At 35.0% G+C, this 23,736-nt stretch carries 24 protein-coding genes and 1 tRNA gene; 10 read left to right on the top strand and 15 right to left on the bottom strand.

What is annotated here, in order from left to right; all coding sequences use genetic code 11:
* Nucleotides 1–50 precede the first annotated feature (50 nt).
* From TTHT_RS01595 to TTHT_RS01575, 5 genes are read left to right on the top strand one after another with little or no spacing between them, the layout of a single operon-like run.
* The gene (locus TTHT_RS01595) at nucleotides 51–1,184 is read left to right on the top strand and encodes a glycosyltransferase (protein ID WP_201328292.1); all 1,134 of its coding nucleotides are present in this window, start codon (nucleotides 51–53) and stop codon (nucleotides 1,182–1,184) included.
* Nucleotides 1,168–1,908 (top strand): class I SAM-dependent methyltransferase, encoded by a 741-nt coding sequence (locus TTHT_RS01590; RefSeq protein WP_201328291.1) that lies wholly within the window; start codon nucleotides 1,168–1,170, stop codon nucleotides 1,906–1,908. The genes TTHT_RS01595 and TTHT_RS01590 overlap by 17 nt, the downstream gene beginning before the upstream one ends.
* A gap of 7 nt (nucleotides 1,909–1,915) precedes the next feature.
* A complete protein-coding gene (pgsA, locus tag TTHT_RS01585; protein ID WP_201328290.1) occupies nucleotides 1,916–2,482 on the top strand; it encodes a CDP-diacylglycerol--glycerol-3-phosphate 3-phosphatidyltransferase in 567 nt (188 codons plus the stop codon).
* Between the two features lie 2 nt (nucleotides 2,483–2,484).
* On the top strand, nucleotides 2,485–3,303 hold the full coding sequence (locus TTHT_RS01580) for a ZIP family metal transporter (protein ID WP_201328289.1): 819 nt from the start codon (nucleotides 2,485–2,487) through the stop codon (nucleotides 3,301–3,303).
* On the top strand, nucleotides 3,296–5,257 hold the full coding sequence (locus TTHT_RS01575; RefSeq protein WP_201328288.1) for an LTA synthase family protein: 1,962 nt from the start codon (nucleotides 3,296–3,298) through the stop codon (nucleotides 5,255–5,257). The genes TTHT_RS01580 and TTHT_RS01575 overlap by 8 nt, the downstream gene beginning before the upstream one ends.
* On the opposite strand, the gene cmoB is transcribed toward TTHT_RS01575, so the two are convergent.
* Genes cmoB through TTHT_RS01555 form a run of 4 tightly spaced genes read right to left on the bottom strand, consistent with a single transcriptional unit; the run spans nucleotide 5,241 to nucleotide 7,214 of the window.
* Nucleotides 5,241–6,242 (bottom strand): tRNA 5-methoxyuridine(34)/uridine 5-oxyacetic acid(34) synthase CmoB, encoded by a 1,002-nt coding sequence (cmoB, locus tag TTHT_RS01570; protein WP_201328287.1) that lies wholly within the window; start codon nucleotides 6,240–6,242, stop codon nucleotides 5,241–5,243. The genes TTHT_RS01575 and cmoB overlap by 17 nt on opposite strands.
* The gene (gene lepB, locus TTHT_RS01565; RefSeq protein WP_201328286.1) at nucleotides 6,178–6,714 is read right to left on the bottom strand and encodes a signal peptidase I; all 537 of its coding nucleotides are present in this window, start codon (nucleotides 6,712–6,714) and stop codon (nucleotides 6,178–6,180) included. Before lepB ends, cmoB begins: the two co-directional genes overlap by 65 nt.
* On the bottom strand, nucleotides 6,695–7,051 hold the full coding sequence (locus tag TTHT_RS01560) for a 6-carboxytetrahydropterin synthase (protein WP_201328285.1): 357 nt from the start codon (nucleotides 7,049–7,051) through the stop codon (nucleotides 6,695–6,697). The genes lepB and TTHT_RS01560 overlap by 20 nt, the downstream gene beginning before the upstream one ends.
* A complete protein-coding gene (locus TTHT_RS01555) occupies nucleotides 7,041–7,214 on the bottom strand; it encodes a Trm112 family protein (RefSeq protein WP_201328284.1) in 174 nt (57 codons plus the stop codon). The genes TTHT_RS01560 and TTHT_RS01555 overlap by 11 nt, the downstream gene beginning before the upstream one ends.
* A gap of 139 nt (nucleotides 7,215–7,353) precedes the next feature.
* Here TTHT_RS01555 and TTHT_RS01550 point away from each other — a divergent pair, with 139 nt between their 5' ends.
* From TTHT_RS01550 to TTHT_RS01530, 5 genes are read left to right on the top strand one after another with little or no spacing between them, the layout of a single operon-like run.
* Nucleotides 7,354–7,950, top strand: a complete 597-nt coding sequence (locus TTHT_RS01550; RefSeq protein WP_201328283.1) for a TetR/AcrR family transcriptional regulator — start codon at nucleotides 7,354–7,356, stop codon at nucleotides 7,948–7,950.
* Nucleotides 7,947–9,233, top strand: coding sequence for a TolC family protein (locus TTHT_RS01545; protein WP_201328282.1), 1,287 nt, complete (start codon nucleotides 7,947–7,949; stop codon nucleotides 9,231–9,233). The genes TTHT_RS01550 and TTHT_RS01545 overlap by 4 nt, the downstream gene beginning before the upstream one ends.
* Nucleotides 9,223–10,308, top strand: a complete 1,086-nt coding sequence (locus TTHT_RS01540) for an efflux RND transporter periplasmic adaptor subunit (protein ID WP_201328281.1) — start codon at nucleotides 9,223–9,225, stop codon at nucleotides 10,306–10,308. The genes TTHT_RS01545 and TTHT_RS01540 overlap by 11 nt, the downstream gene beginning before the upstream one ends.
* Complete coding sequence (locus TTHT_RS01535) at nucleotides 10,305–13,397, top strand: efflux RND transporter permease subunit (RefSeq protein WP_201328280.1); 3,093 nt, start codon at nucleotides 10,305–10,307, stop codon at nucleotides 13,395–13,397. Before TTHT_RS01540 ends, TTHT_RS01535 begins: the two co-directional genes overlap by 4 nt.
* Nucleotides 13,390–13,686 carry a PG0541 family transporter-associated protein gene (locus tag TTHT_RS01530; protein WP_201328279.1) on the top strand — a complete coding sequence of 99 codons (297 nt, stop codon included), beginning with the start codon at nucleotides 13,390–13,392 and terminating at the stop codon, nucleotides 13,684–13,686. Before TTHT_RS01535 ends, TTHT_RS01530 begins: the two co-directional genes overlap by 8 nt.
* A 22-nt stretch (nucleotides 13,687–13,708) precedes the next feature.
* Here TTHT_RS01530 and TTHT_RS01525 read toward each other — a convergent pair whose 3' ends face one another.
* From TTHT_RS01525 to rplS, 11 genes are all read right to left on the bottom strand, one after another.
* Nucleotides 13,709–14,203, bottom strand: a complete 495-nt coding sequence (locus TTHT_RS01525) for a hypothetical protein (protein ID WP_201328278.1) — start codon at nucleotides 14,201–14,203, stop codon at nucleotides 13,709–13,711.
* Nucleotides 14,175–14,906: a diaminopimelate epimerase gene (gene dapF / locus TTHT_RS01520; RefSeq protein ID WP_201328277.1), complete on the bottom strand. Its 732-nt coding sequence runs from the start codon at nucleotides 14,904–14,906 to the stop codon at nucleotides 14,175–14,177. Before dapF ends, TTHT_RS01525 begins: the two co-directional genes overlap by 29 nt.
* Entirely contained in the window at nucleotides 14,897–15,550 is a 654-nt protein-coding gene (locus TTHT_RS01515) for a LolA family protein (protein ID WP_201328276.1), read from the bottom strand. The genes dapF and TTHT_RS01515 overlap by 10 nt, the downstream gene beginning before the upstream one ends.
* Before the next feature lies 1 nt (nucleotide 15,551).
* Complete coding sequence (gene rho, locus TTHT_RS01510) at nucleotides 15,552–16,808, bottom strand: transcription termination factor Rho (protein WP_201328275.1); 1,257 nt, start codon at nucleotides 16,806–16,808, stop codon at nucleotides 15,552–15,554.
* A 4-nt stretch (nucleotides 16,809–16,812) separates the two neighbouring features.
* Nucleotides 16,813–17,409: a ribosome biogenesis GTP-binding protein YihA/YsxC gene (gene yihA, locus TTHT_RS01505; protein ID WP_201328274.1), complete on the bottom strand. Its 597-nt coding sequence runs from the start codon at nucleotides 17,407–17,409 to the stop codon at nucleotides 16,813–16,815.
* A 13-nt stretch (nucleotides 17,410–17,422) separates the two neighbouring features.
* Complete coding sequence (gene lon / locus TTHT_RS01500) at nucleotides 17,423–19,807, bottom strand: endopeptidase La (protein ID WP_201328273.1); 2,385 nt, start codon at nucleotides 19,805–19,807, stop codon at nucleotides 17,423–17,425.
* 3 nt (nucleotides 19,808–19,810) lie between these two features.
* Nucleotides 19,811–21,052, bottom strand: coding sequence for an ATP-dependent Clp protease ATP-binding subunit ClpX (gene clpX, locus TTHT_RS01495; protein ID WP_201328272.1), 1,242 nt, complete (start codon nucleotides 21,050–21,052; stop codon nucleotides 19,811–19,813).
* Nucleotides 21,052–21,633: an ATP-dependent Clp endopeptidase proteolytic subunit ClpP gene (gene clpP / locus TTHT_RS01490; RefSeq protein ID WP_201328271.1), complete on the bottom strand. Its 582-nt coding sequence runs from the start codon at nucleotides 21,631–21,633 to the stop codon at nucleotides 21,052–21,054. Before clpP ends, clpX begins: the two co-directional genes overlap by 1 nt.
* Nucleotides 21,633–23,081, bottom strand: a complete 1,449-nt coding sequence (tig, locus tag TTHT_RS01485; RefSeq protein ID WP_201328270.1) for a trigger factor — start codon at nucleotides 23,079–23,081, stop codon at nucleotides 21,633–21,635. Before tig ends, clpP begins: the two co-directional genes overlap by 1 nt.
* 35 nt (nucleotides 23,082–23,116) lie before the next feature.
* Nucleotides 23,117–23,201: transfer RNA gene (locus TTHT_RS01480), tRNA-Leu, on the bottom strand.
* A 187-nt stretch (nucleotides 23,202–23,388) separates the two neighbouring features.
* Entirely contained in the window at nucleotides 23,389–23,736 is a 348-nt protein-coding gene (gene rplS / locus TTHT_RS01475; protein WP_201328269.1) for a 50S ribosomal protein L19, read from the bottom strand.

Raw genomic sequence — 23,736 nt, 5'->3', positions numbered from 1 at the left:
CTTCATTTTTTATTGAAATCATTTATATTTAATTGAGAAAAGGGATTATTATGAGTGAAAAAATAAGAGTAATTTATGCAGGGAATTATTCAAAAGGGGAAGGTTACCCCAGGGCAAATGTATTAATTGAGGGTTTAAGTGCACTTTCAAACTTTAAAGAGATAAGATATCTCTTATGGCAGGAAAAAGAAGACAAAGAGAAAGAGATAAAAAAACCTCTAAAAAAAGTTTTGCCCTTCCTTAAATCAATCTTTTTCTTTTTTAAAAATATTGAGGAATTTAAGAATTCTCAAATTGTTGTAGTTGGATTTCCTGGATATGTTGAGATTTTTTTGTTTAAACTTTTACAGATTTTAACTGGAAGTACATTTAAAACATTTTTTGATTACTTTTTTTCAGTGTACGAATCCCTTGTTTTTGAAAGAAAGGTTATAAAAGAAAAATCGTTGATTGCAAAACTTCTTTTTTTTGTGGACAAAACAGGGCTTTTAATTGCAGACAGAGTGCTTATAGACACTGAAGAACACAGGGATTTTATTTGCAAAATGTTTAATTTAAAAAAGGAAAAATTTATTGTAATTCCTGTCGGGGAAAACGAAAAATACTTTTCATTCCTACCTTATCCAGAGGAGAAAACTCCCTTCACAGTACTTTTCTTCGGCACTTTTTTAAATTTACATGGCATAGACAAAATTAAAGATGCAGTAAAATTACTTGAAAATAACAAAGAAGTACAATTTATACTCATCGGCAAAGGAAAAAATGATTACATTTTTAAGAAAGAAAAATTTAATAACCTTCAATTTGTAAATGAGTTTATACCACCTGAAGAATTAAAAAAGTATATTGAAAAATCCCATATAATTTTAGGGATTTTCGGAGAAAATGAGAGGGCAAACATTGTAATCCCGTGTAAAATCTATGATGCACTGGCATCAGGAAGGCCTGTTATAACTGGAAAAACAAAATCATCTTTAAAATTGTTTAACAACAAAGAATTTGTAATATTATGTAAAAATACCCCTGATGAAATTGCAAAGGCAATAGAAAAACTCTATAATTTAGATAACAAATCACTTAAAGAACTTGGGAAAAAAGCTTATCAATTTTATAAACAAAACTTCTCGCCTGAGGCTATTGGAAAAAAATTTATTCTGGAGGCTGAACTTGAAATACAAAGATGACTACGATATGAACATTCTCAAAAGAGGAATTTCATTTCTCTATACAAGAATATACAACCTTTTTCATTCTTTTGAAAAGGAAGAAATCGAGCCTCAAGACAATTTTGAAAGAGAGATTTTAAAAAGAAGCAGAAAGAGGACTGACATAAATGACCATCTTCTAACAATTTACAGGGAAAGCATAGCAATAAAGCCAGATTTAATAGTTGAATTAGGAATAAGGGGTGGAGAATCAACCTTTGTTTTTGAAAGGGTTGCAAAAAAGTTTAATTCAGTACTTATTAGCGTTGATATAGAGGATTGTTCAAATGCAAGCCAATATGAAAAATGGCTATTTGTTCAATATGATGATATTGAATTTGCTAAAATCTTTGAGAAATGGTGCAAAGAAAGGGGAATAAAGCCAGAGATAGATATTCTTTTCATAGACACCTCTCATTTTTATTCCCACACTAAAGAAGAGATAAAATTGTGGTTTCCATATCTCTCAAGTAAAGCAAAGGTCTTTTTTCACGATACAAACATAGATTTTATTATTAAAAGAAAAGATGGTTCTCTTGAAAACGGATGGGACAACAAAAGAGGGGTTATTAGAGCAATTGAAGAGTTTTGCGGAAAAGACTTTAACGAAAAAATAGAGTTTGAAGATGAATGCGGCGAATTCGGGATAAAACATTTTCCTTTTTGCTCTGGATTAACAATATTGACCAAAAAAAGTGTATAATTTTAGTATGTGGAGAAAGATTAATTTACCAACCTATCTTACAATTTTCAGAATTTTTATGGTGCCTATCCTTGTTGTAGTTTTACTTACAAGGATTGAGGGAAAGGAAATCATAGGCATATTTGTTTTCTGGCTTGCATCCATAACAGATTTTTTTGACGGATACCTTGCAAGAAAAAGAAAACAGATTACTGCTTTAGGGCAACTGTTAGACCCATTAGCAGATAAACTTCTCATTGCAGGGGCATTTATTTCACTTGTTGAATTAAAGCTTGCACCTGCCTGGATGGTGGTAATTATTATAGGAAGAGAGTTCGCAGTTAACGGGTTAAGACAGATAGCAACCACCTACAAAATTGTAATCCCGGCATCATTCTGGGGAAAATTAAAGACAGTTATGCAGATGGCTGCCATTTCTTTTCTGATATTAGGTGAAAAATACATAATTTTAAAAAAAATAGGAATTATATCCCTGTGGATTGTTCTTTTTGTTGCAATCGCATCAGGAATTGACTACTTCTACAAATTCTGGCAGAGAGCTGGAGATAGTTTATTTGAGGAGAAGGGGGAATAAAAATGAATTTTGAAGGATTTATTTCCCAATATAATCCTGTAATGCAGGCATTATTTGCAACCCTGTTTACCTGGTTTGTTACAGCCTTAGGTGCTGCAATGGTTTTCTTTTTCAAAGAAATAAAAAAGAAAGTGCTTGATATTATGTTAGGCTTTGCAGCGGGAGTTATGATTGCAGCAAGCTTCTGGTCACTTTTAGCTCCTGCTATAGAAATGTCAGAGAAGTTAGGAAAAAATCCATGGTTAACTGCTGCAGCAGGTTTTTTAACAGGGGGAATCTTTCTTTTTGCTGTTGATAAAATCATGCCACATTTACACTTAGGGCTTGATATTTCAAAGGCTGAAGGAATACATACATCATTAAAGAGAAGCATTCTCCTTGTACTTGCCATTACCCTTCACAATATCCCAGAAGGGCTTGCAGTAGGAGTTGCATTTGGAGCCGCTGCTATTAACCAAACAAATGCAACAATAGGTGGTGCAATAGCACTTGCTATAGGAATTGGGCTTCAAAACTTTCCTGAAGGGGCTGCTGTTTCTATTCCTCTGAGAAGAGAAAACCTTTCAAGGTTTAAAGCTTTTATGTATGGACAGGCTTCGGGAATTGTTGAGCCTATTGCAGGGGTTTTAGGTGCCTGGCTTGTTACAATTTTTATTCAAATCCTTCCTTTTGCTCTGTCCTTTGCTGCAGGGGCAATGATTTATGTTGTAATTGAAGAACTAATCCCTGAATCGCAACTTAACTCAGAAACAGATTGGTCTACAATGGGTGCAATGATTGGCTTTGCTGTAATGATGGTGCTGGATGTGGCGCTTGGATAATTTAAAACAATCTCTTCAAAAAACCAAAAATTACATACTTTTATCAGTATTCCTGTTTACTGTTTTTCTTATATCCTATGGAGAATTTTACCTGTACACAATATGGAAGTGCCCATCCTGTATATCAGACAAAGCAATACCAATTCTATCATTGCAGACTATCTCTTTAATGAAATTCTTTTTAATTGAAAACTCACTGATAGCATCCTTTTTAATAGTTAGCTCACTTGTTGAAAAGAGAAAACTTAAAATTCTTTTAAAAACAATACGTTTTATCCTTCTTTTAATAATTCCGGTACAATTTGTTGCAATGTACTTCACAGGGGAATACATAAAACTCCAGCCTATTTTACAGATAAGGTATATAGGGTTTGTTATAAATCTAAAATCTCTTTTAATCTTTTTTTCAACACTTCTTATTATTTTTCTAACAGGCTATCTTATTGATTTTCTTGCAAAAAGATACTGCAAAAATAATTATATGAAGATAATAGGTTCTCTTTTTGCTTTAAATATAATCCTTATTTACTTTACAATGAACAATACAGCATCTATTAAGTTTAAAAAATATTACTCGGTAAACTTTTACCCACCGGTAAGGGAATTCATAAAGTTAGGTTACCTTGCATTTCAAACAAAGGATATTTACCTGGTTAAGGATTTAACAAAGAAAGAGAAAAAACTTGCTGAAGATTACGGTTTCTTTATCCATTACGGAAAAACCTATCCATTAATTAAAAACTTTGTTTACTCCTCTCCCTTTCCATATCCTAAAACAAGAGATGTTAAAAGGCCTAACATAATAATATTCTTTGTTGAAAGCTTATCAGCAGGAACACTTAACCCTTACAATCCAACTTACAAAGATTTAACCCCAAACATTAACAACTTTGCAAAAAACTCAATGGTTGTAAAAGATTACTATAACCACACCTACCCCACAATTCCAGGATTGCAGGGACAAATGGCTTCCTTTTATCCACCTTTTAACTGGTACGATTGGGATATAACATCAGATGACATTAAGCTAAACAAACTTTTAAGTATTGCAAATGTTCTTGATGAAAAAGGATACTATACAGTTTATCTAACACATAGCTCTGGTTTTGACACCTTTTTGAAGCCTCACATACTTGCCTTAGGCTTTGACAAAACTTACTTTGAAGAGGATTCAATTTACGATAAGTACCGCCCCAAAAACGGATTTCCAGAATACTGCGGTGCTGATGACCAGACTGTATTTAAGGTTGTAAAAAACTTATCAAACAAATTAGCACAAAATCAACCTTTTCTTTTAGCAGTCTCAACAATTGAAACCCATTCAGGATATAATCCAAAGAAAAATGCAAAAAAATACCCTTTAAACCCACAAAACCGGATATTAACACAATTCCATAACCTTGATTACTCCTTCGGGATTTTCTGGGACTGGTTTAAAAAAAGCAAGCTTAAAGACAACACAATTGTAATTTTAACTGCAGACCACGCTCACAACCCAACTATTCCATTCAACGCAACATTTGGAGACTATGTCTCCCATTCAACCTTTGACAGAGTTTGTTTCATAATCTATGACCCCATTCATAAATTACCTGAAAAATTTGACGCAAAAACAACCTCAATTGACCTTGCCCCTTCCCTTATTCACCTTTTAGGATTTGAGAACTTCAAAAACCCCTGGCTTGGGCTTTCTTTTTTTGGTGACAGGCAGATTTTCAACAAATCATTGGGGCTTCACAATACATTTTCTTTAATGAAACTTGAAAACGGAGAGATGACTGTTTTTGACGAAACTGAAACTTTAGAAAAGAAACAATTACTTGACATTATCCACTTTACTCAGGGGATTTACATTCAAAACAGGCTGTGGAACAACAACATAAAAATCAATCTTGAAAATGACAAAAGTAAAATTTTAAAACTAAAATTAGAGAAAGCTACTTCCTTGCAATAGCGTAAATCCTTATTGGGGCAGGATACCCTTCAACAGTCAAAGTGTTGTCTTCATTAATAAAATCTTCATAAGATTGATAAACCATCCATTCTGTCTTTCTCTGCTCTTCAGAAGACATTTTATGATAGGTAATTAAATTTACATCCTTAAACCCTGCTCTCTTTAAGAAATTGACAAGACAGGATGGAGTTGGCACAAAGTATGTCCCCGGTACTTTTGCATACCTCTTTTCAGGAAACAGTGCAACAGACAAATCCCCTTCTATCCCCTGGGATTCAACAATAAGGTATCCATCTTCCTTTAAAGAATGTTTTACTTTTTTCAAAATATCCACAGGGTTTGGGTGATGATAGATTATCCCCATTAAAAACACAATATCAAACATCTCTTCAAAAAGATGAATATGCTCAACCCCCAAAAGTTGAAAATTTGTATTTTCAACTTTAGCAAATGAATTAAGAGTGTGAAATTGGCAATAGTATTGAACTGTCGGGTCTATACCTAACACAAAATCCGGGTTATAATTTGCCGTTTTAAACATATAGTAACCGTTGTTGCAGCCAATATCACAAATGACCTTTCCCTCAAAATCAGGGAAATAATCTTTAAACCTATTCCACTTTCTAAAGCTTCTCCACTCTGCGTCAATTTCAATCCCAAAAACTGAAAAAGGGCCTTTTCTCCAGGGCATTAAAGACTTTAAAGAATTAAAGATTTTTTCTCTTTCAACTTCATCAATCTCTTCTTTCTTTCCTATAACAACAGTATCACCTGAAAAATCCTTAAAACCTGCCTTAATCCCCTGAATCTGAAAGAGAGGTTTCAAAAACCTCTCACTGCTTTCCCTTAACAGAAATAAAAATCTTGAATCTATTAGTTTTTCAATTTCTGAAAGTTTTTCACAGTCTAAAGAGGATAATTTATTTAGTAGGCGTCTCTTCTCCCGTAAATACAAGCTTTCCGTAAACGCTTTCAAATCTGACACAACCAAACTCCCTCGAATCTGAACTTATCACCCTGTTGTCCCCTAAAACAAAGAAACTTTTTGGAGGAACCCTTAAAAGAGGAATTGTCTCATGGCTTTTAACACCGTTTAAGTAATTCTCCTGCAACAACTTACCATTAACATAAACATCACCGTTGACTATTGCAACAGTATCATCTGGAAGTGCTATTACCCTTTTTATCAAAAGTTTATTGTGGTCTAATGGGGAATAAAAAACAATTATATCCCCTCTGTGTATATCATTAATCCCAACATTTCTTTTAATAAAAACAGTTTCATTATTGGTTAAAGTAGGAAGCATGCTTGAACCAGAAACAACCACAGGCCTGTAAAAGAGAGAGAAAAGTAGAAAAACAGTTAAAATCCCGGCATAGCTAAATGCAATAATAATCTTATAACGGAGAACAAAATTTTTTGTTCTTCTTAAAAAATCAACTATCAAATCTTGCAATATAACCTTCCTCGCTGTTTGTTAAAGAAACCTCGCTTATTACAATATGGCTATCTTTTAAGTATTTGGCAACAAAATCTTTGATAAATTGAAGAAAATCCCTGAAATCAAAGTCATTTTTTTCAATAACTTCATTTGCGGTTCTACCTTTAAGTTGCTCTTCAAGAGAGTTGAGTATTTTCTCAACCTCAAGAAAATCAAGAACAAAGCCGTTTTTGTTCAACTTATCAGACTCAATTACAAGCTTTAATTCAAACCTGTTGCCGTACAGTCTATCTTTTATTTTATAAACAAGATTTATATTTCTAACGGCTGAAATAAAAAACCTATTCTTCAACAACAGCTTCCTCTAACAAAAGATGGGGAATGCCGTTTTCATCAATAGGGTAAACCCTCTTGCACTGTTCACACTTCAATCCCTTTCCATCTTTAACAAGCTTTAATTCAACCTTGCACTCAGGGCAAACTATAATCTCAAGTAATTTTTCGTTAAACTTCATAAATCCCTCCGTTATTCTTTTTCAAGATTATTATAACATTAGAAAAAAACCATTTATCAACTTATTTTTCTTGACATTGAACTTTAATTCATTATAATGAACAATCGGTCAGAAAATAAACTCTACATTCGGAGGAACTATGGCAATTGACTTTGAAAGCATTAAAAAAGAAGCAATAATTAAAAAAACAAAAGAGTTTATAAGCAATTATGGATTAAATGAGTTTTCAATGGAGAAATTGGCAAAATTCTGCGGCCTTGCAAAAGGCACCTTTTACAACTATTTCAAAAGCAAAGATGAGTTAATTACCTCAGTAATTGAAAATTCAGTTGAAGAAGCCTGGGGAAATCTAATTGAAAAAATAGAAAAATGTAAATCCTGGACAGAAAAATTGCAAACAATTGTCTCCCTTTCCCTTTCATTCTTCAACGAAAACAAAGACATTCTCATTTTATATGCAAATGAAATCAAGATGCTTGACTGCGTTGCCCCAAACAGCGAAACAATGCACGGAAAATTTTTAACCTATCACATTAAAAGGATTACCTCACTAATAGGGAATATACTTGAAGAATCCGGAGTTAAAAAAGAAAGGGAAAAGATAGCCTTTTTGATACACGAGGCAATAGTGAACTTTGCAAAATACTTTATTTTCTTCAACAGGGAGATGGATATAAAAAAAGATTCAGAAATCTTATACACCTTTATCTTAAAGGGAATGGAGGGGATTAAATGAGAAAAATAACGGTACTGGTATTACTTTTGTTTTCATTTTTATTAGAGGCGGCAGATTTCAACACCCTTCTTGAAAACGCATTTAAAAACAACAAAGAAATTCAATCTGCAATGAAAGAGGTTAAATCCTCTGAATACCAGGTCAAGTCAGTAAGGTCTTTATACTTTCCTGATATTGAAGCAGGATACTTTAAGGTTATTTACGACAAAGAGCCTTTAGTTGTTTTACCGGCTGGGAGTTTTGCTCCAATTGATGTTTACTTCCCCTTAACAGATGATAATTTCACAAACTTTAACATTACATTAAACTGGTTGTTATACGATTTTGGTGGAAGAAGTTCAGCCTACAAATCTGCTAAAAAGGGATTTGAGGCTGCAATTTTAAACGTAAACCTTACGAAAAGGCAGGTGGCTATTAACCTCCTTGACAGGTACACAGATGCATTAACATTAAAAAGTTACATTGATGTAATTAACCATTCAATAGACGCAATAAACTCACACTTAAAGGATATTAAAGAATTCAGGGAGGAAGGGTTTGTTCCCAAAAGCGATGTTTTAAGGATTGAGGCTTTAAAACTAAACCTTGAGGCTCAAAAGGCAGAATTAAAGGGGAAATTAAAGGTTGTTTTAGGAGATATTGAAAGAATTTCTTTCACAAAGGTAAATGAAGATGATATATCCCCTCTAAAAGACATTAAATTATGGAAAGAACCTGTTAAGCTTGCATTAGAAAACAGGGAAGAATTAAAGCTATTAAAAACACAATCAGATGTTTACAAGCTAAAGGCAAAGATTGAAAAATCCCTAAACCTTCCACAACTTGTGGCAAAGGTTGAATACAACGACACCACAAATGCTTTGAATCCTGTTAAATCAAATACAACTTACTATGTAGGCGTTAAATTCAAAATCTTTGATGGAATGAAAAGCCATTACAACAAAAAAAGGTATTTGAAATTATCCGAAAAAACAACAGACCTTTATGATGACACAAAAGAAAAGATAAAGATTCAGATTGAAAATGAACTTGAAACACTTAACGCATTAAAAAAACAGTATAAATTTTCAAAAAAAGCATTTGAGGCTGCAAAAGAGAATTACAGGGTTGTTAAACTTCAGTTTAAAGAGCACATTGTATCTTCCGTTGACTTAAAGGATGCAATTACAGATTTAAAACAAAATGAGGCAAATTACCTGATTACCGGTGAAAAATTAAAAGCTCAAAAAATCAAAATACTCTGGCTTTGCAAAAAATTAGGGGAGGAAACCCATGAAGAATAAAATTTTTGTATTCATTTTTGCTTTAACACTCTTTTTTATGCCTTCTTGTTCAAAAAAAGAAGGGGAAAAGGTAAACGAGATGAAAGCAATTCCTGTATCTGTTTTTAAGGTTAGCGAAAAAACCTTTTTACTGTCAGAGGAGAGAGACGGGGAGATACTTCCATCAAACAGGGTTTACCTTGTGCCAACAGTCCAGGGCACAGTAATTGAAATGAAAAAAGATATTGGTGATTCTGTTAAAAAGGGAGAGATTGTTGCCATAATAGACCACAGGGTTATTGACAATCAGTTAAAGGGGTTAAAAAATCAGATTAACACTGTAAAAGCAAAGAGAATTCTCCTTGAAAAAGATGTTAAAAGGTTTAAGAGGCTTTATGAAAAAGATGCAATTTCAAAGCATAAGTTGGAAGAAATAGAGGCTGAATACAAAGCAACATTAAGCACAGAGAAGGCTTTAACCGACCAGTACAACTCGTTAAAGGAAAGGTTAAAAGACTATTTTGTTAAATCCCCTATAAACGGAACAATAACCGACAAATTGTACGATGTGGGAAATGTTGCCGCAGGAAAACCGATTTATGTTATTGACGACTTAAAAAAGGTTAAAATTGTAACAAACGTATCAGAAGAGTTGTTTAACAAAATTGATAAATCAAGCTATGTTGAAGCAACCATCCCTGCTATAAACTTAAAAGAAAAAGTACCAATCAGTAAGAAATCTGCCGCTGTTGACTTTGTTTCAAGAAGCGGGAAGGTTGAATCTATCATAGAAAACAAAGACGGAACAATCAAACCCGGCATGTATGTCAAAGTAAAGGTTGTAATAGGAAAGTACAATGCGCCAGCCGTTGACAGGGATTCGCTTATGAGGCTTCCAGCAACAGGGGTTTACTATGTATTCAAGGTTAATAAGGACAACACAGTTCAACAGGTTAACCTTAAACTTGGAAGAATCAACGGTAATTATCAAGAGGTGCTTGAAGGCTTAAACATAGGGGATATGGTTGTTGTAAAAGGACAGGGAATTTTAAAAACAGGTTTCAAGGTTGATGTAAAGGAGATTGAAAAGCTATGAGACTGCCAGAATTTGCCGTAAAAAAACCTGTAACAGTTGCAATGCTGTTTTTAGGGGTATTTATTTTAGGTGCGGTGTCAGTATTTTTCTTAAGCATTGACCTTTTACCCAAGATAGACCCCCCTGCTATATCAGTAATTACAACATATCCCGGTGCAAGTGCAACTGATGTTGAAAACGATGTTACAAAAATTCTTGAAGATAAATTAAGCTCGGTAAATAATCTTGACAAATTACTTTCTACATCAAAAGACAATATTTCTATTGTAACCTGTAAATTTGACTGGGGAACAAATCTTGACGTTGCGGCAAACGATGTAAGGGATAAGATTGACCTTGCTATGAAGGAATTGCCAAAAGACATTGACAGGCCTATGATATTTAAATTCAACTCAGCAATGGCACCTGTTTTAATCTTATCTGTTAACGCAAAAGAGAGTTACCCTCAGCTTGCAAGGCTTGCAAAAGATGTTATCGCCGACAATTTAAAGAAAGTCCCCGGTGTTGGTACTGTTGTAATTGAAGGTGAAAGGGACAGGCAAATAAATGTATTTTTTGATCCTGAAAAACTTGCAACCTATCACCTTACAACATTACAGGTAATTGAGGCAATAAAAAAGCAAAACATTGATTTGCCTTTAGGCTCAATAAAAACAGGGATAAGCGAATATATGCTAAGAATACCTGCAAGGTTTAAATCAGCAAGGGAATTAGCTGAAATGCCTGTTTTAGTCTTTAATGGCAAAGTTGTGTTTTTGAAAGACATTGCAAAGGTTGAAGACGGTTTGGAAGAGGAAATTGGCTATGGCCTTTCATTAGGTAAACCATCACTTGTTATGTATGTTCAAAAACAATCTGGGGCAAACACTGTTGATGTTGTTGACAGGGCTGAAAAAAAGTTAGATGAAATAAGAAAAATTCTTCCAAGCGATGTTCAGATTACAGAGATAATCAACACAAGGGATTCAATTGTGAAGATGATAGACAACCTTAAACAGAGTTTGTTTTTAGGCGGATTAATCGTTATTTTAATAACCTATCTGTTTTTGAGAAGTTTCAGGACATCAATGATTGTATCGCTAACAATCCCATTCTCACTCATAATAGGATTTATAGGGATGTATCTTTTAGGCTATACAATTAATGTTATTTCCCTTATGTCCCTGACTATTGCAATTGGAATGGTGGTGGACAATGCCATTGTTGTAACTGAAAATATAACAAAAAAACTTGAAAAGGGAGAGCAATTCAGGAAAAAGGCGGCAATTTCAGGTGCATCTGAAATGGGGCTTGCAATTACAGCATCAACCTTAACCACAGTTGTTGTTTTTCTCCCAATGATATTTGCAAAGGGAATTACAAAGATTATTTTCGGGCAATTGGCTGTTCTTGTAACCATCACCCTTTTAGGCTCACTTTTTACCGCTCTAACACTTGCTCCAATGCTTGCCGCAAAGTGGATGAGTGCAAAGGGGAAATTCGCCCACTCAAAGCTTTTCACCAAAACAGAAGAAATATATCAATCAATTGAAAGGGGATATAAAAAACTCCTTGCACTAGCCATAGACAACCCAAAGAAAACAGTTGCTTTAATGTTTGGAATATTTTTCCTTCTCCTTTTCCTTGTTCCGTTAATAGGAACAGAGTTTCTTCCTGAGGCAGACAACGGCGAGTTAAACATTGAAATAAGGCTAAATGAAAGGGTAAGGCTTGACGAAGGCAAGAGAATGGTAAAAAAGGTTGCAGAGTTATACGACAAACTTGTGCCAGAGAAAAAGACATACTATGCATTTGTTGGAAGAACAAAAAAGGGTGTGGGAAATGTTTTAGGTTACGAAGAGGGGAATTACATAATCCAATCAGGTGCAAAATTGGTTGATAAGGAAAAGAGAAAAAGAAGCGCAAAAGAGGTTGCAAATGTGTTGAGAAAAGAATTGGAAAAGATACCTGGAATTGAAAAACTTTCAGTTTCAGCAATGAGTGCATATCAGAAAATATTTTTCTCAGGTGGAGGAAAACCAATATCTCTTGAAATTTACGGAGACGACTTGCCTAAATTAAGGGAGATTGGCAACAGGGTAAAAAAAGAGTTTGAAAGAATACCTGGAGTTGTTGATGTAACAGTTTCCCTTGAGAAACCGAGGCAGGAGATATGGGTGAAAATAGACAGGGTAAAACTTGCAAAAGCAGGGCTTACACCTGCAGATATAGCATACATATTCAGAACTTCCTTTTACGGCAATGCTGCTTCAAAGTTTAGAGAAGGGTCAAAAGACTTTGATATATTTGTAAGGCTTCAGGATAAATACAGGACAGGTATGGAAGATTTAGAGAGGATAAAAATACCTTTAAAAAACGGGAAAACTGTATCTCTTTCAGACCTTGTTTCTTTTGAGCAGAATTTAGGGCCTGTAAAAATTGAAAGGATTGACAGGGAAAGAGTTGTAAAGGTTGAAGCATCAACATATGGAATAACCTTGGGAGAGGCAACGAGAAAGATTAAGGAAGCATTGAAAAAAACACCGTTCCCACCTGGATACCATTACAAATTTGGCGGCGATGTTGAAGAACAGAGGAAGGCATTTAGGACATTAACTCTGCTCTTAATACTTGGAATTTTACTTGTCTATATGGTAATGGCATCACAGTTCGAATCACTTAGACAGCCGTTTTACATTATGTTTTCCATACCTTTTACCTTTACAGGAGTAATTGCTGCGTTTATATTAACCAATACCCCGCTATCTTTAATATCTTTCATCGGAGTGGTAATGCTAATGGGAATTGTTGTTAACAACGCTATTGTTCTTGTGGATTACATAAACCTTCTAAGGGCAAGGGGATATGAACTTGCAGAAGCAATTAAAGAGGCCGGGCAGTCAAGGTTAAGGCCTGTTTTAATGACAACCCTAACAACAATTAGCGGAACAATACCAATGGCTTTAAGCAGGGGAGAGGGAAGTGAAATGTGGAATGAATTGGGAATTACCTTAATCGGTGGTTTGTCAGTTTCAACTCTTATTACCCTTATAATAGTGCCAACTGTATACTATATCTTTGAAAAAAGAAAAGAGGTGGCAAATGGATAAAGTTATGCTCTTAGCATTCTTCAACAATATACTTGATGAAGAGGTGAACAAAGTTTTAAAATCCCTGAATGTTAATGGGTTCAGTATAATTGAAAATGTAAAGGGAAAGGGGAATACTTCCGGCTATCACTTAGGAGACAATGTATTTCCAGACTTAAACAACACACTTATTATTGTGGATTCACAAAAAAATATAGAGAGAATTAAAAGCAAATTGGTTGATTTAAAAGAAAAGTATAAGGAAGAAGGGATTAAAATCTTTATACTTCCGGTTTTAGAGAGTATATAAAGCCCCTCTTTTGAGGGGTTTTTTATTTTATAGTTTCAACCTTTTCAGTTTCAAGCGGCTTTAACAACAACCCATCGTAAGGGCAGTAAATAAAATCTGTGTTCCTGAAAATATGTCCCAAAGGGCATATTTTATCGCATTTATGTGTGGTAAACTTTATAAACTCAATATCTGAAAGCGGAACATTCAAATCCCTTCCCTTTCCATTGTTAAATTTAAACTTTAAATTTTCAATCTTTTTTACCTTTTCAGCACCGGTTCTAATCTTTACAAGGTAAATCCCTTTAGCAGTATTCTTTATCTCAACTAAATCCTTGAATGAAACATCAACATAAAACCCGTCTTTGTCAGTGTACCAGAACCTGTCAGGCTCAGCGTTACCGTAAATTTCAAGCTTATTAACCCTGTAAGTTTCTCCATTTTTAAGTTTGATTTTAATAAGGTTTTTATCTGTTTTTGATAAACCCAAAATGCAAAATAAAGTAAAACTAAATAAAACAATTACCTTTCGCAACATATTGTACCTCCCCCTTTACATAAAGGGTATTATCTGAAAACTTAACATTCAATGGAATCCCTGAAAGGGGAATAAATTTAGCTTCTTTCATATTAAACCCCACGCAGAAGGCGGCACAGGCAGAACCGCAGGCAAGGGTAAAATCCTCCACCCCCCTTTCAAAAGTGGCAATCTTGATAACTTTATCTTCAAGCACTTCAAAAAAGGAGATGTTTGCCCCTTTTTCAAATGATTTTGAATTTCTTAAAACTGTTGCAAGCTCTTTTTCAGGCTCAATCCCTTCAACAAAAAAATGGGGATTCCCTATATCCACAAAAAGCCCATTTACACCATCAACAGTTTTCCTTTCACAGGAATTTACTTTTGGGAAAAAACTTATTTCAGGGTAATCTGAATTTGCAATTTTGACTTTCACTCCGTTTAAACTAAATTCTGAAGGAATATACGAAATTCTCTTTTTTAAAAAAGCAAGGCAAAGGCTTCCATTTACACAAAAACTCTCGCTTCCGTCAGGGTCAAAGTGTTTTACCGTGCCGTTTGAATAAACAAAAAAAATTCCGTCTGCACCAATCCCAAAATTTCTGTGGCAAATCTTTCCAATAAAATCTTTGTTTTCTTTTAGTTGAAGTGAAGGGTTTTCTTCTTCCGCTAACACTAAAAAATCATTTCCTGAAGAATGAAGTTTATGGAAAATCACTGCCATTTCTCTTTTTTGTATCCCTTTTTTGAAAACTCAAAAACTGAATCTTTTATCTTAATATTTGTTTTAACCCTGCTTACTAAAATATCTGTTACAGTTCCGTTTTGCTCTTCAATATGAAGCTTTTTAAAAAGGAATGTTTCAGAATCAAGCCACATCTCAACTATCTTAAACTTTTTTTTCACCCTTCTTTTCTTCGGGAAGAATATAAGATAAATATCCTTCTTTTTTGTTTTAACCTTTTTAATTACAAAGTATTTTGTAAGGAAGTCAAAGGTTTTTGAAACATTTAGAAAGTTTACAGCATTCTCTTTATGCCTTTTAATGTTTAAAACAGCGTAAACCTTTCTCTTTTCATCAAACCTGTAAATTTTATTCTTTTTATAAAAAATTTTTAGTTTATAAGGCTTTGTAAACTCAAGAAGGAGTTTATCTGGCTTTTTAAAATAAAACTTCCCGTAAGTTATTGCACTATTTTTCAACAAAGGGGATTTTTTAACCTGTTTAAAATCCGCCTTAAAACTTTCAATAGTTAAGTAATTCTCTTTAATTTTTTTAATTAAATCAAGAATTTCCTTATCCTGCTTTGGCTTTGAAAACGCAGGTAACAAAAACAAAATAATAAGAAAGACAATTATCTTTCTCATTTTAGCCTCTGCTTAAAGATTCAAGAAATTCCCTGTTTGTTTTGTATTTTGAAAGCCTTTCAATAAGCAATTCCATCTTTTCAACAGTTGAAAGTGGTGCAAGTACTTTTCTTAACACCCATACCCTGTTTAATTCAAATTCGTCACAGAGTAACTCTTCCTTCCTGGTACCTGATTTATCAATATCAATTGCAGGGAAAATTCTCTTGTCTGCAAGCCTTCTGTCAAGAACAAGCTCCATATTACCAGTACCCTTGAACTCTTCAAAAATAACATCATCCATCCTTGAGCCTGTTTCAATCAATGCTGTGGCAATAATTGTTAAACTGCCGCCCTCTTCAATATTCCTTGCAGCACCAAAAAACCTTTTTGGCCTCTGCAATGCGTTCGAATCAACACCGCCTGATAAAACCTTACCTGATGGGGGAACAATTGCATTGTAAGCCCTTGCAAGCCTTGTAATACTGTCAAGGAGAATTACAACATCCCTTTTATACTCAACAAGCCTTTTTGCCTTTTCAATTACCATCTCTGCAACATGTACATGCCTGTCTGCTGGCTCATCAAAGGTTGAACTAATAACCTCTCCTTTTACAGACCTTTCCATATCAGTAACCTCTTCAGGCCTTTCATCAATGAGAAGAACTATTAAATAAACCTCAGGGTGATTTGTGGTGATTGAATTTGCAATAGCCTGCAAAAGCATTGTTTTACCTGTTCTCGGAGGTGCAACAATCAAACCCCTCTGCCCTTTACCGATAGGAGTAAGCAAATCCATAATCCTTGGGGATAAATTCTTAGGGTTGTCTGTTTCAAGCCTTATCCTCTCCATAGGATAAAGCGGGGTCATACTGTCAAAAGTACCCTGCCTCTTCACTGAAGGAGGCTCAAAGTTAATTGCTTCAACCTTTATTAAAGCAAAAAACCTTTCCCCGTCTTTGGGAGGCCTTACCTGCCCTGAAATTGTATCTCCAGTTTTTAATTCAAACTTTTTAATCTGAGAGGGGGAAACATATATATCATCAGGCCCTGGAAGGTAATTATACTCAGGGGCTCTCAAAAACCCAAAACCCTCAGGTAAAATTTCAAGGACACCTTCGGAGAATATCAACCCATTTTTTTCAGTTTGAGCTTTCAAAATAAGAAACATCAATTCATTTAGGCTAATTCCCTTTGGTACTTCAACACCTAATTCCTTTGCAATCTTCTTCAATTCCTTTTCATTTTTTTCCTTTAAATCTGCAAGACTGTAATCCATACAATCACTCCTTATAAAAATTGTCTATTGTTAGTTTTAAATAATCTTCCAATTCCTTGATTCCTTCACCTGTTTTTGAGGAAACCGGGTAAAATCTGTAATCAGGCACCTTAAACTCTTTTCTCAAAACAGCAAGGTTTTTGTTTAATTGGTTCTTTGAAAGTTTATCCGTTTTTGTAGCGGCTATTATAAACTCAATATCATTATATACCAAAAATTCATACAATTCTCTATCTTTTTTTTGAGGCTCATGCCTTGAATCAATCAAAAACACCAGAATCATTATATCTTTTGTTGTAATTAAATAGTCTTCAATCATTTTTCTCCACTGTTTTTGCATTTCTTTGCTCACCTTTGCATACCCATATCCTGGCAAGTCAACAAGTAGAAACCTATCATCAACATTAAAAATGTTTAAAAGCCTTGTTTTACCAGGCGTCTGGCTAACCTTTGCAAGTTTTTTAGTGTTTGCCAGTTTATTTATAAGGGATGATTTACCCACATTTGAACGCCCTGCAAAAGCAAGGTGTGGCAATTCAATAGGCGGGAAATCCCTTATACCTGTTGCACTCTTGATAAAAGTAAACTTCTTTCCAATCATAAAATTTTCAACTCTATTTGTAATCTCTCAAATCTTTTTCACCGGAAGATTCGGAAGGCAAAATATTCTCTTCCTTAATTTTTTGCTGGTTAAACAAAATATCAATAACCTCATCCATATTTTTTACCAGATGAAATGCCATAACATTTTTAATTTCTTCAGGGATTTCAGCTAAATCTTTCTCATTTTCGTAGGGTAAAATCACCTCATAAATGCCTGCCCTGTGGGCAGCAAGCAATTTTTCTTTTATACCACCAACAGGAAGCACCCTTCCCCTTAAAGTAATTTCCCCGGTCATAGCAATAGTATTCGGTACTTCTCTTTTTGTCAATGCAGAAAATATTGCAGCAGTCACTGTAATGCCTGCTGAAGGCCCATCTTTGGGGATAGCCCCCTCCGGGATATGAACATGAATATCGGTATTCCTGATTTTCTCAATATTTATTCCAAACTTTTTGTAATTTGCCTTTATGTATGAAAAAGCCGCCTTGATTGACTCTTTCATTACATCTCCTAACTGCCCTGTAATGTCAATCCTCTCACTGCCTGGCATTGTCATAACTTCAATAAAAAGAACATCCCCGCCTGCAGGAGTCCACGCAAGCCCGGTTGCAACCCCAACCTGAGGCGCTTCCTCTGCAACAGATGATTTATAGATTGGAACTCCCAATTTTTCGTAAACAAGGTCTTCTGTAATTAAAAAGCCTTTTTTAAACCTGTCTTTTTCAACAATATCAACCGCACACTTTCTAAAAAGCTTCTCTATTGTCCTCTCCAGTGTTCTTACCCCAGCCTCTCTTGTATACCTTTCAATAACAACTTCCAGCGCACTATCTTTTATTTCTGGCTCAAATTTTTTCAAACCAGTCTCTGCAAGTTTTTTTGGAATAAGGTGTCTCTTTGCTATCTCCATTTTTTCGTTAAATGTGTAGCCTGGAATTCTTATTATCTCAAACCTGTCCCTTAAAGGAGCCGGGATTGTATCAAGTATGTTTGCTGTAAGTATAAAGAAAACCCTTGATAAATCGTAATCCACATCAAGGTAATGGTCAACAAAGTGAGAATTTTGTTCAGGGTCCAAAGCCTCTAAAAGTGCGCTTGATGGGTCTCCCCTGAAATCAGAAGAAAGCTTATCAATCTCATCAAGAAGCATTAAGGGGTTAATTGTCCCTGCCTTTTTCATCAGATAAATCAATCTTCCCGGGATTGCCCCTATATAGGTTCTTCTATGCCCTCTAATTTCAGCCTCGTCTCTTACTCCACCTAATGACATTCTTACAAACTTTCTACCGATAGATTCAGCGATAGCTCTTGCGAGAGAGGTTTTACCTACTCCAGGAGGTCCAACAAAGCATATAATAGGGTTTCTCTTTGTTTTATTTAGCTTTCTTACTGCAAGAAATTCAATAATTCTCTCTTTTACATCTGTCAGGCCGTAATGGTCTCTGTCCAATACCTTTCTTGCCCTCTGAATATCAAGGTTGTCCCTTGTTTTCTTTTTCCACGGCACATCTATAAGCCACTGAATATATGTTCTTGAAACAGAGGCTTCTGCAGATGCAGGATTCATTGTTTCAAGCCTTTTCAACTCTTCCATTGCCTTGGTATAAGCCTCTTTGCTCATACCGGCTTTTTCAATCTGCTCTTTAAGCTTTTCTAAATCGTTTTCCCCTGTATAACCCAACTCTTCCTTTATTGCCTTCAATTTCTCGTTAAGGAAAAACCGCTTCTGGCTCTCCTCAACATTCTTTTTAACCTTTTTTTCAATTTCAATTTCATACCTGTACTTATCCACCCTGTCTTTTAAAAACTCATACACTCTCTTTAACTTAAATTCAGTGTTAAAGGTTTCAAGCAACTCCTGTTTCTCTTCAAGGGGCAGTTTTAAAGCATAAATTAAATTGTTTACAAAAGCAACAGGGTGGTTAACCCTTCTCATTGCCTTTTCAAGGTGTTTGAGTATTATTAACTTTCTTATTGCAAGGGTGTTTTTATTCATTAAGCTTTTAATGTCGTTCACATATTCAACTGCTTTGAAGATATCGTAACCGTCTTTTACATCAATCTCCTTCCCCTCGCATACAAAAAAACCGCCTTTGTCTTCAATATGGTTAACAGAAAAAAGAGATACTCCCTTTACACTTACAAGGGTGCTTTCCCCTGAAGGCTCAGTTAATGAGTTTACAACCTTTAACCTGACGCCTACAGTGTAAAAGTCTGTCACAGAAGGGATAAAAGTTTCGCCTTTAACAAGGAGAATAATAGGGTCTATCCTGCTTTCCCTTGCATAGTCAAAGGCTTTTTTATTGTACTCTTTTTCTAAAAGGATATCGTCTTCAACTTCCGGGAAAAATACCACATTGTCAAAGGCAAAAATAGGGTGTTTAATTTTTTCCATAGATTAACCTATCTTTTTTTTCTCAAGGATAGATTTAACATGAGCAGCGTCAATTGTTACCTTTTTAATTCCTTTTTTAGAAGGAGCTTCAAACATATACTCAAACATAACCTCTTCCATAATCTGCCTTAAACCCCTTGCTCCCAACTTGCTTCTTATTGCCTCGTCAACTATTTCGTCAAGGGCGTCTTCCTTAAACTCAAGCTCTATTCCGTCCATTTCAAATATCTTTTTATACTGCTTAACAAGAGAGTTTTCAGGCTCAACAAGGATTTTCTTTAAAGCGTTTCTGTCTAAGTCATGAAGAACAGTGATAACAGGAAGCCTTCCCACAAGCTCAGGGATAAGCCCGTATTTGATTATATCTTCACTCATTACATAGTTTATTATATTTTCTCTGGATACATCTGCTTTTTTCATTCCCTCAACAGTTTTAAAACCAACAACCTTTTTCCCCAACCTTGAAGCTATTATTTTTTCAAGCCCAACAAAGGCTCCACCGCAAATAAAGAGTATGTTTTTGGTGTTTATCTGGATAAACTCCTGATACGGGTGTTTCCTTCCTCCCTGCGGAGGCACATTTGCAACAGTCCCCTCTATTATCTTCAAAAGAGCCTGCTGTACTCCCTCGCCAGAAACATCTCTTGTAATTGAAGGGTTTTCGCTTTTTCTTCCTATCTTGTCAATTTCGTCAATAAATATTATCCCTTTTTCAGCCTTTTTCACATCAAAGTCAGCAGCCTGAATAAGCCTTAACAGGATATTTTCAACATCTTCTCCAACATAGCCTGCCTCTGTTAAGGTTGTAGCATCTGCAATTGCAAATGGAACATCTAAAAACTTTGCAAGAGTCTGGGCAAGAAGGGTTTTTCCTGTCCCGGTAGGCCCAATCATCAAAATATTGCTTTTATCAAGCTCAAACTTATCTCCTCTGTCCTTTGTTTCCTCAAAAAGGATTCTCTTGTAATGATTGTAAACAGCAACAGAGAGTTTCTTTTTAGCCTCATCCTGGCCTATAACATACTTATCAAGAAAAGCCTTAATCTCAGCAGGCTTTGGCAAAGTCTTTTTCTTCTCATTGTAAACAATCTTTTTTTCTTTTGTTATTAACTCATTGCAAAGTTCAACACACCTATCGCAAATAAAGGAGTTTTCTCCCTGGATAAGTTTGTCAACCTCGTTTTCACTCCTTCCGCAGAAAGAGCATACTGCTTTTGTTCTGTAAAATTTAGATTTTTCTCCCATTACTCGTTCCTTGTAATAATTTTGTCAATAATGCCGTAATCAACGGCTTCCTTAGCGCTCATAATATAATCTCTGTCAGTATCTTTTTCAATCTTTTCAATTGGCTGGCCTGTATGCTTTGAGAGTATCTCATTTAAAAGCTTTTTTATCCTTATTATTTCATTAGCGTGTATTTCAATATCAGAAGCCTGTCCCTGCATTCCACCCATTGGCTGATGGATTAAAATCCTTGAATTAGGAAGTGCAAACCTCTTACCCTTTGTCCCCCCCGCAAGAAGCACCGCAGCCATTGAAGCAGCCTGACCAATGCAAATTGTTGTAACATCCGGCTTTATAAACTGCATTGTGTCATAGATTGCAAGCCCTGCAGAAACAGAACCGCCGGGAGAGTTAATGTAAAGGTAAACATCTTTATCAGGATTTTCAGCCTCTAAAAACAGCAACTGGGCAATAACAAGATTTGCCACATTGTCATCAATAGGGGTGCCTAAAAATATTATATTGTCCTTTAACAAACGGGAGTATATATCGTAAGCCCTTTCACCCCTACCTGTTTGTTCAATTACCATTGGAATAAGCATTAGTTAGCCTCCTCTTCCCCTTTATCGGAAGACTCTTCTGTTTTTTCCTCTTTATTTTCCTCTGCCTTTTCTTTCTCTTCTCTTTCCTTTTTCATCTCTTCAGTTTTCTCTTCAAGCATCTTTTTCATTTTTTCAACCCTTGCCTTGTGCTCATCTTCGTATTCCTCTTCGCTAACCTCAACAAACTTTGCCTTTTCAATAAGTAAATCAAGAGCTTTTTCCCTTTTAAGGGATTCTTTTATATCTTCTAACTGGCCTTCTTCATCAAGCCTGAATTTAACGCTTTCAAGTGTTGCATTTTCACCAAATTGAGGAACAAAAGGTTTTAAAAATTCGTCCAATTCATCTTCGGTCACCTCAACATTAAACATTTCAGCAAGTTTAGAAAGAACAATCATCCTCTTTACATTATCAACAGCAGCCATATAGTATTGAGGCATTAATGTATTGATTATATTTTCATCCGCCTTGTTGTATCCTAAATTTCTTAAATAATCCTGAATCATTCTCTTTGCCTCTTCCCTCGCATACACAGGAGGCACAGGAATATCAACCTCTGAAAATAGTTTTTCAAAGAAATTGTGAATCTTCTCTTCTCTTCTAACCTCTTTAAGCCTCTTTTCAATGCTTTCCCTTATGTCTTTTTTCAAAGCATCAACAGAGTCAAAGTTCAGGGTTTTTGCAAACTCTTCATCAACTTCCGGCATCTCTTTAACATTAATATTGTTAACAGTAACAGTGAATTTCACCTTTTTTCCTTTAAAACCTGAAAACTTTTCTTCATCAGGGAATTCAATTTCAAATTTTGTTTCCTCACCTTTTTTAGCCCCTATTAATTTCTCTGAAACCAATTTCCACATATCGTCGTTGTCAGGGTTTATCTCAAGTTCAAAGTTTTCATTGTCAAAAAGAGTCTTACCTTCTTCATCTTCTCCGTAAATTTTCATTGTAACTATATCGCCTTTTTCAACTGTGTCTCTATCCTCAACAGGCTTAACCTTTGCATACTTATTTCTCAAATCCTCAATTACCTTCTCAACCTCTTCGTCTATATTTACCTCTTTTTCCTTTTTAATCTTCACTTCAAGGTTTTCAAGGTCAATGTTTTCAATTTCAGGCATTACCTCAAAGTAGAATTTTAAGGTTGCACCGTCTTTCTTGCTAAAATCATATGAACTTAAATGCTCGTAAACAGTTTTGCCTGCTTCCTCTTTTACCTCGTTATAATACTTTTCAACAATGTATTTCAATAACTCTCTTTCAATTTCGTATTTGAATCTACCCTCTATAATTGAAACAGGTGCTTTCCCTTTTCTGAAACCGGGGATACTTGCTGCATTTCTGTATTCTTTTACAATTTCGTTATATTCATTTTCCAATTCGCTAAATGGAAGGTTTAAAATACCTTCTTTTACAACATCGTTCTTTTTCTCAATCTTTTTATCCATTTAAATCTCCTTAAAGTTAATTTTTAATCAGGATTTGGTGCGGAAGGGGGGACTCGAACCCCCACGCCGAAAGACACTAGATCCTAAGTCTAGCGCGTCTGCCAATTCCGCCACTTCCGCAAATCTGGCAAACACACTCTTTTTAGTCCCTCACAAATTTTAAAGGTTTTTCCGTTTTTGTCAAGGAAAAGGGCATTTTCAGGCTTGAAATATGTGCTTTTTCATACATAAAAAACATAAAGTCAAATTACCAATCAAAAAAACAAAACCCCGCAAAAAGCGGGGTGTATTTTGAAAACTATTTGCTTTACCAGGTCTTCTTTTCTTTAATTCTTGCTTTCTTACCAATTTTCTCTCTAATGTAGTAAAGTTTAGCTCTTCTAACCTTACCAACTCTTACAACCTCAATCTTTTCAATAAAAGGTGAGTGAAGAGGGAATATTCTTTCAACACCGACACCCTGCGATATCTTTCTAACTGTAAAAGTTTCTCTTAAACCACCGTGCTTTCTTGCAATGCAAAGCCCCTGAAAGATCTGAATTCTCTCCTTTTCCCCTTCCTTTACTTTTACATAAACCTTTAAAGTATCTCCAGGTTTAAACTGGGGAATGTCGTTTCTCAACTGCTTTTTTTCAAATTCCTGAATGATGTCCAT

Source organism: Thermotomaculum hydrothermale, assembly GCF_016592575.1.
Lineage (GTDB): Bacteria > Acidobacteriota > Holophagae > Thermotomaculales > Thermotomaculaceae > Thermotomaculum > Thermotomaculum hydrothermale.
Note: the sequence above shows the minus strand (reverse complement) of the source record. Positions and strands in the feature narration are given on the sequence as shown.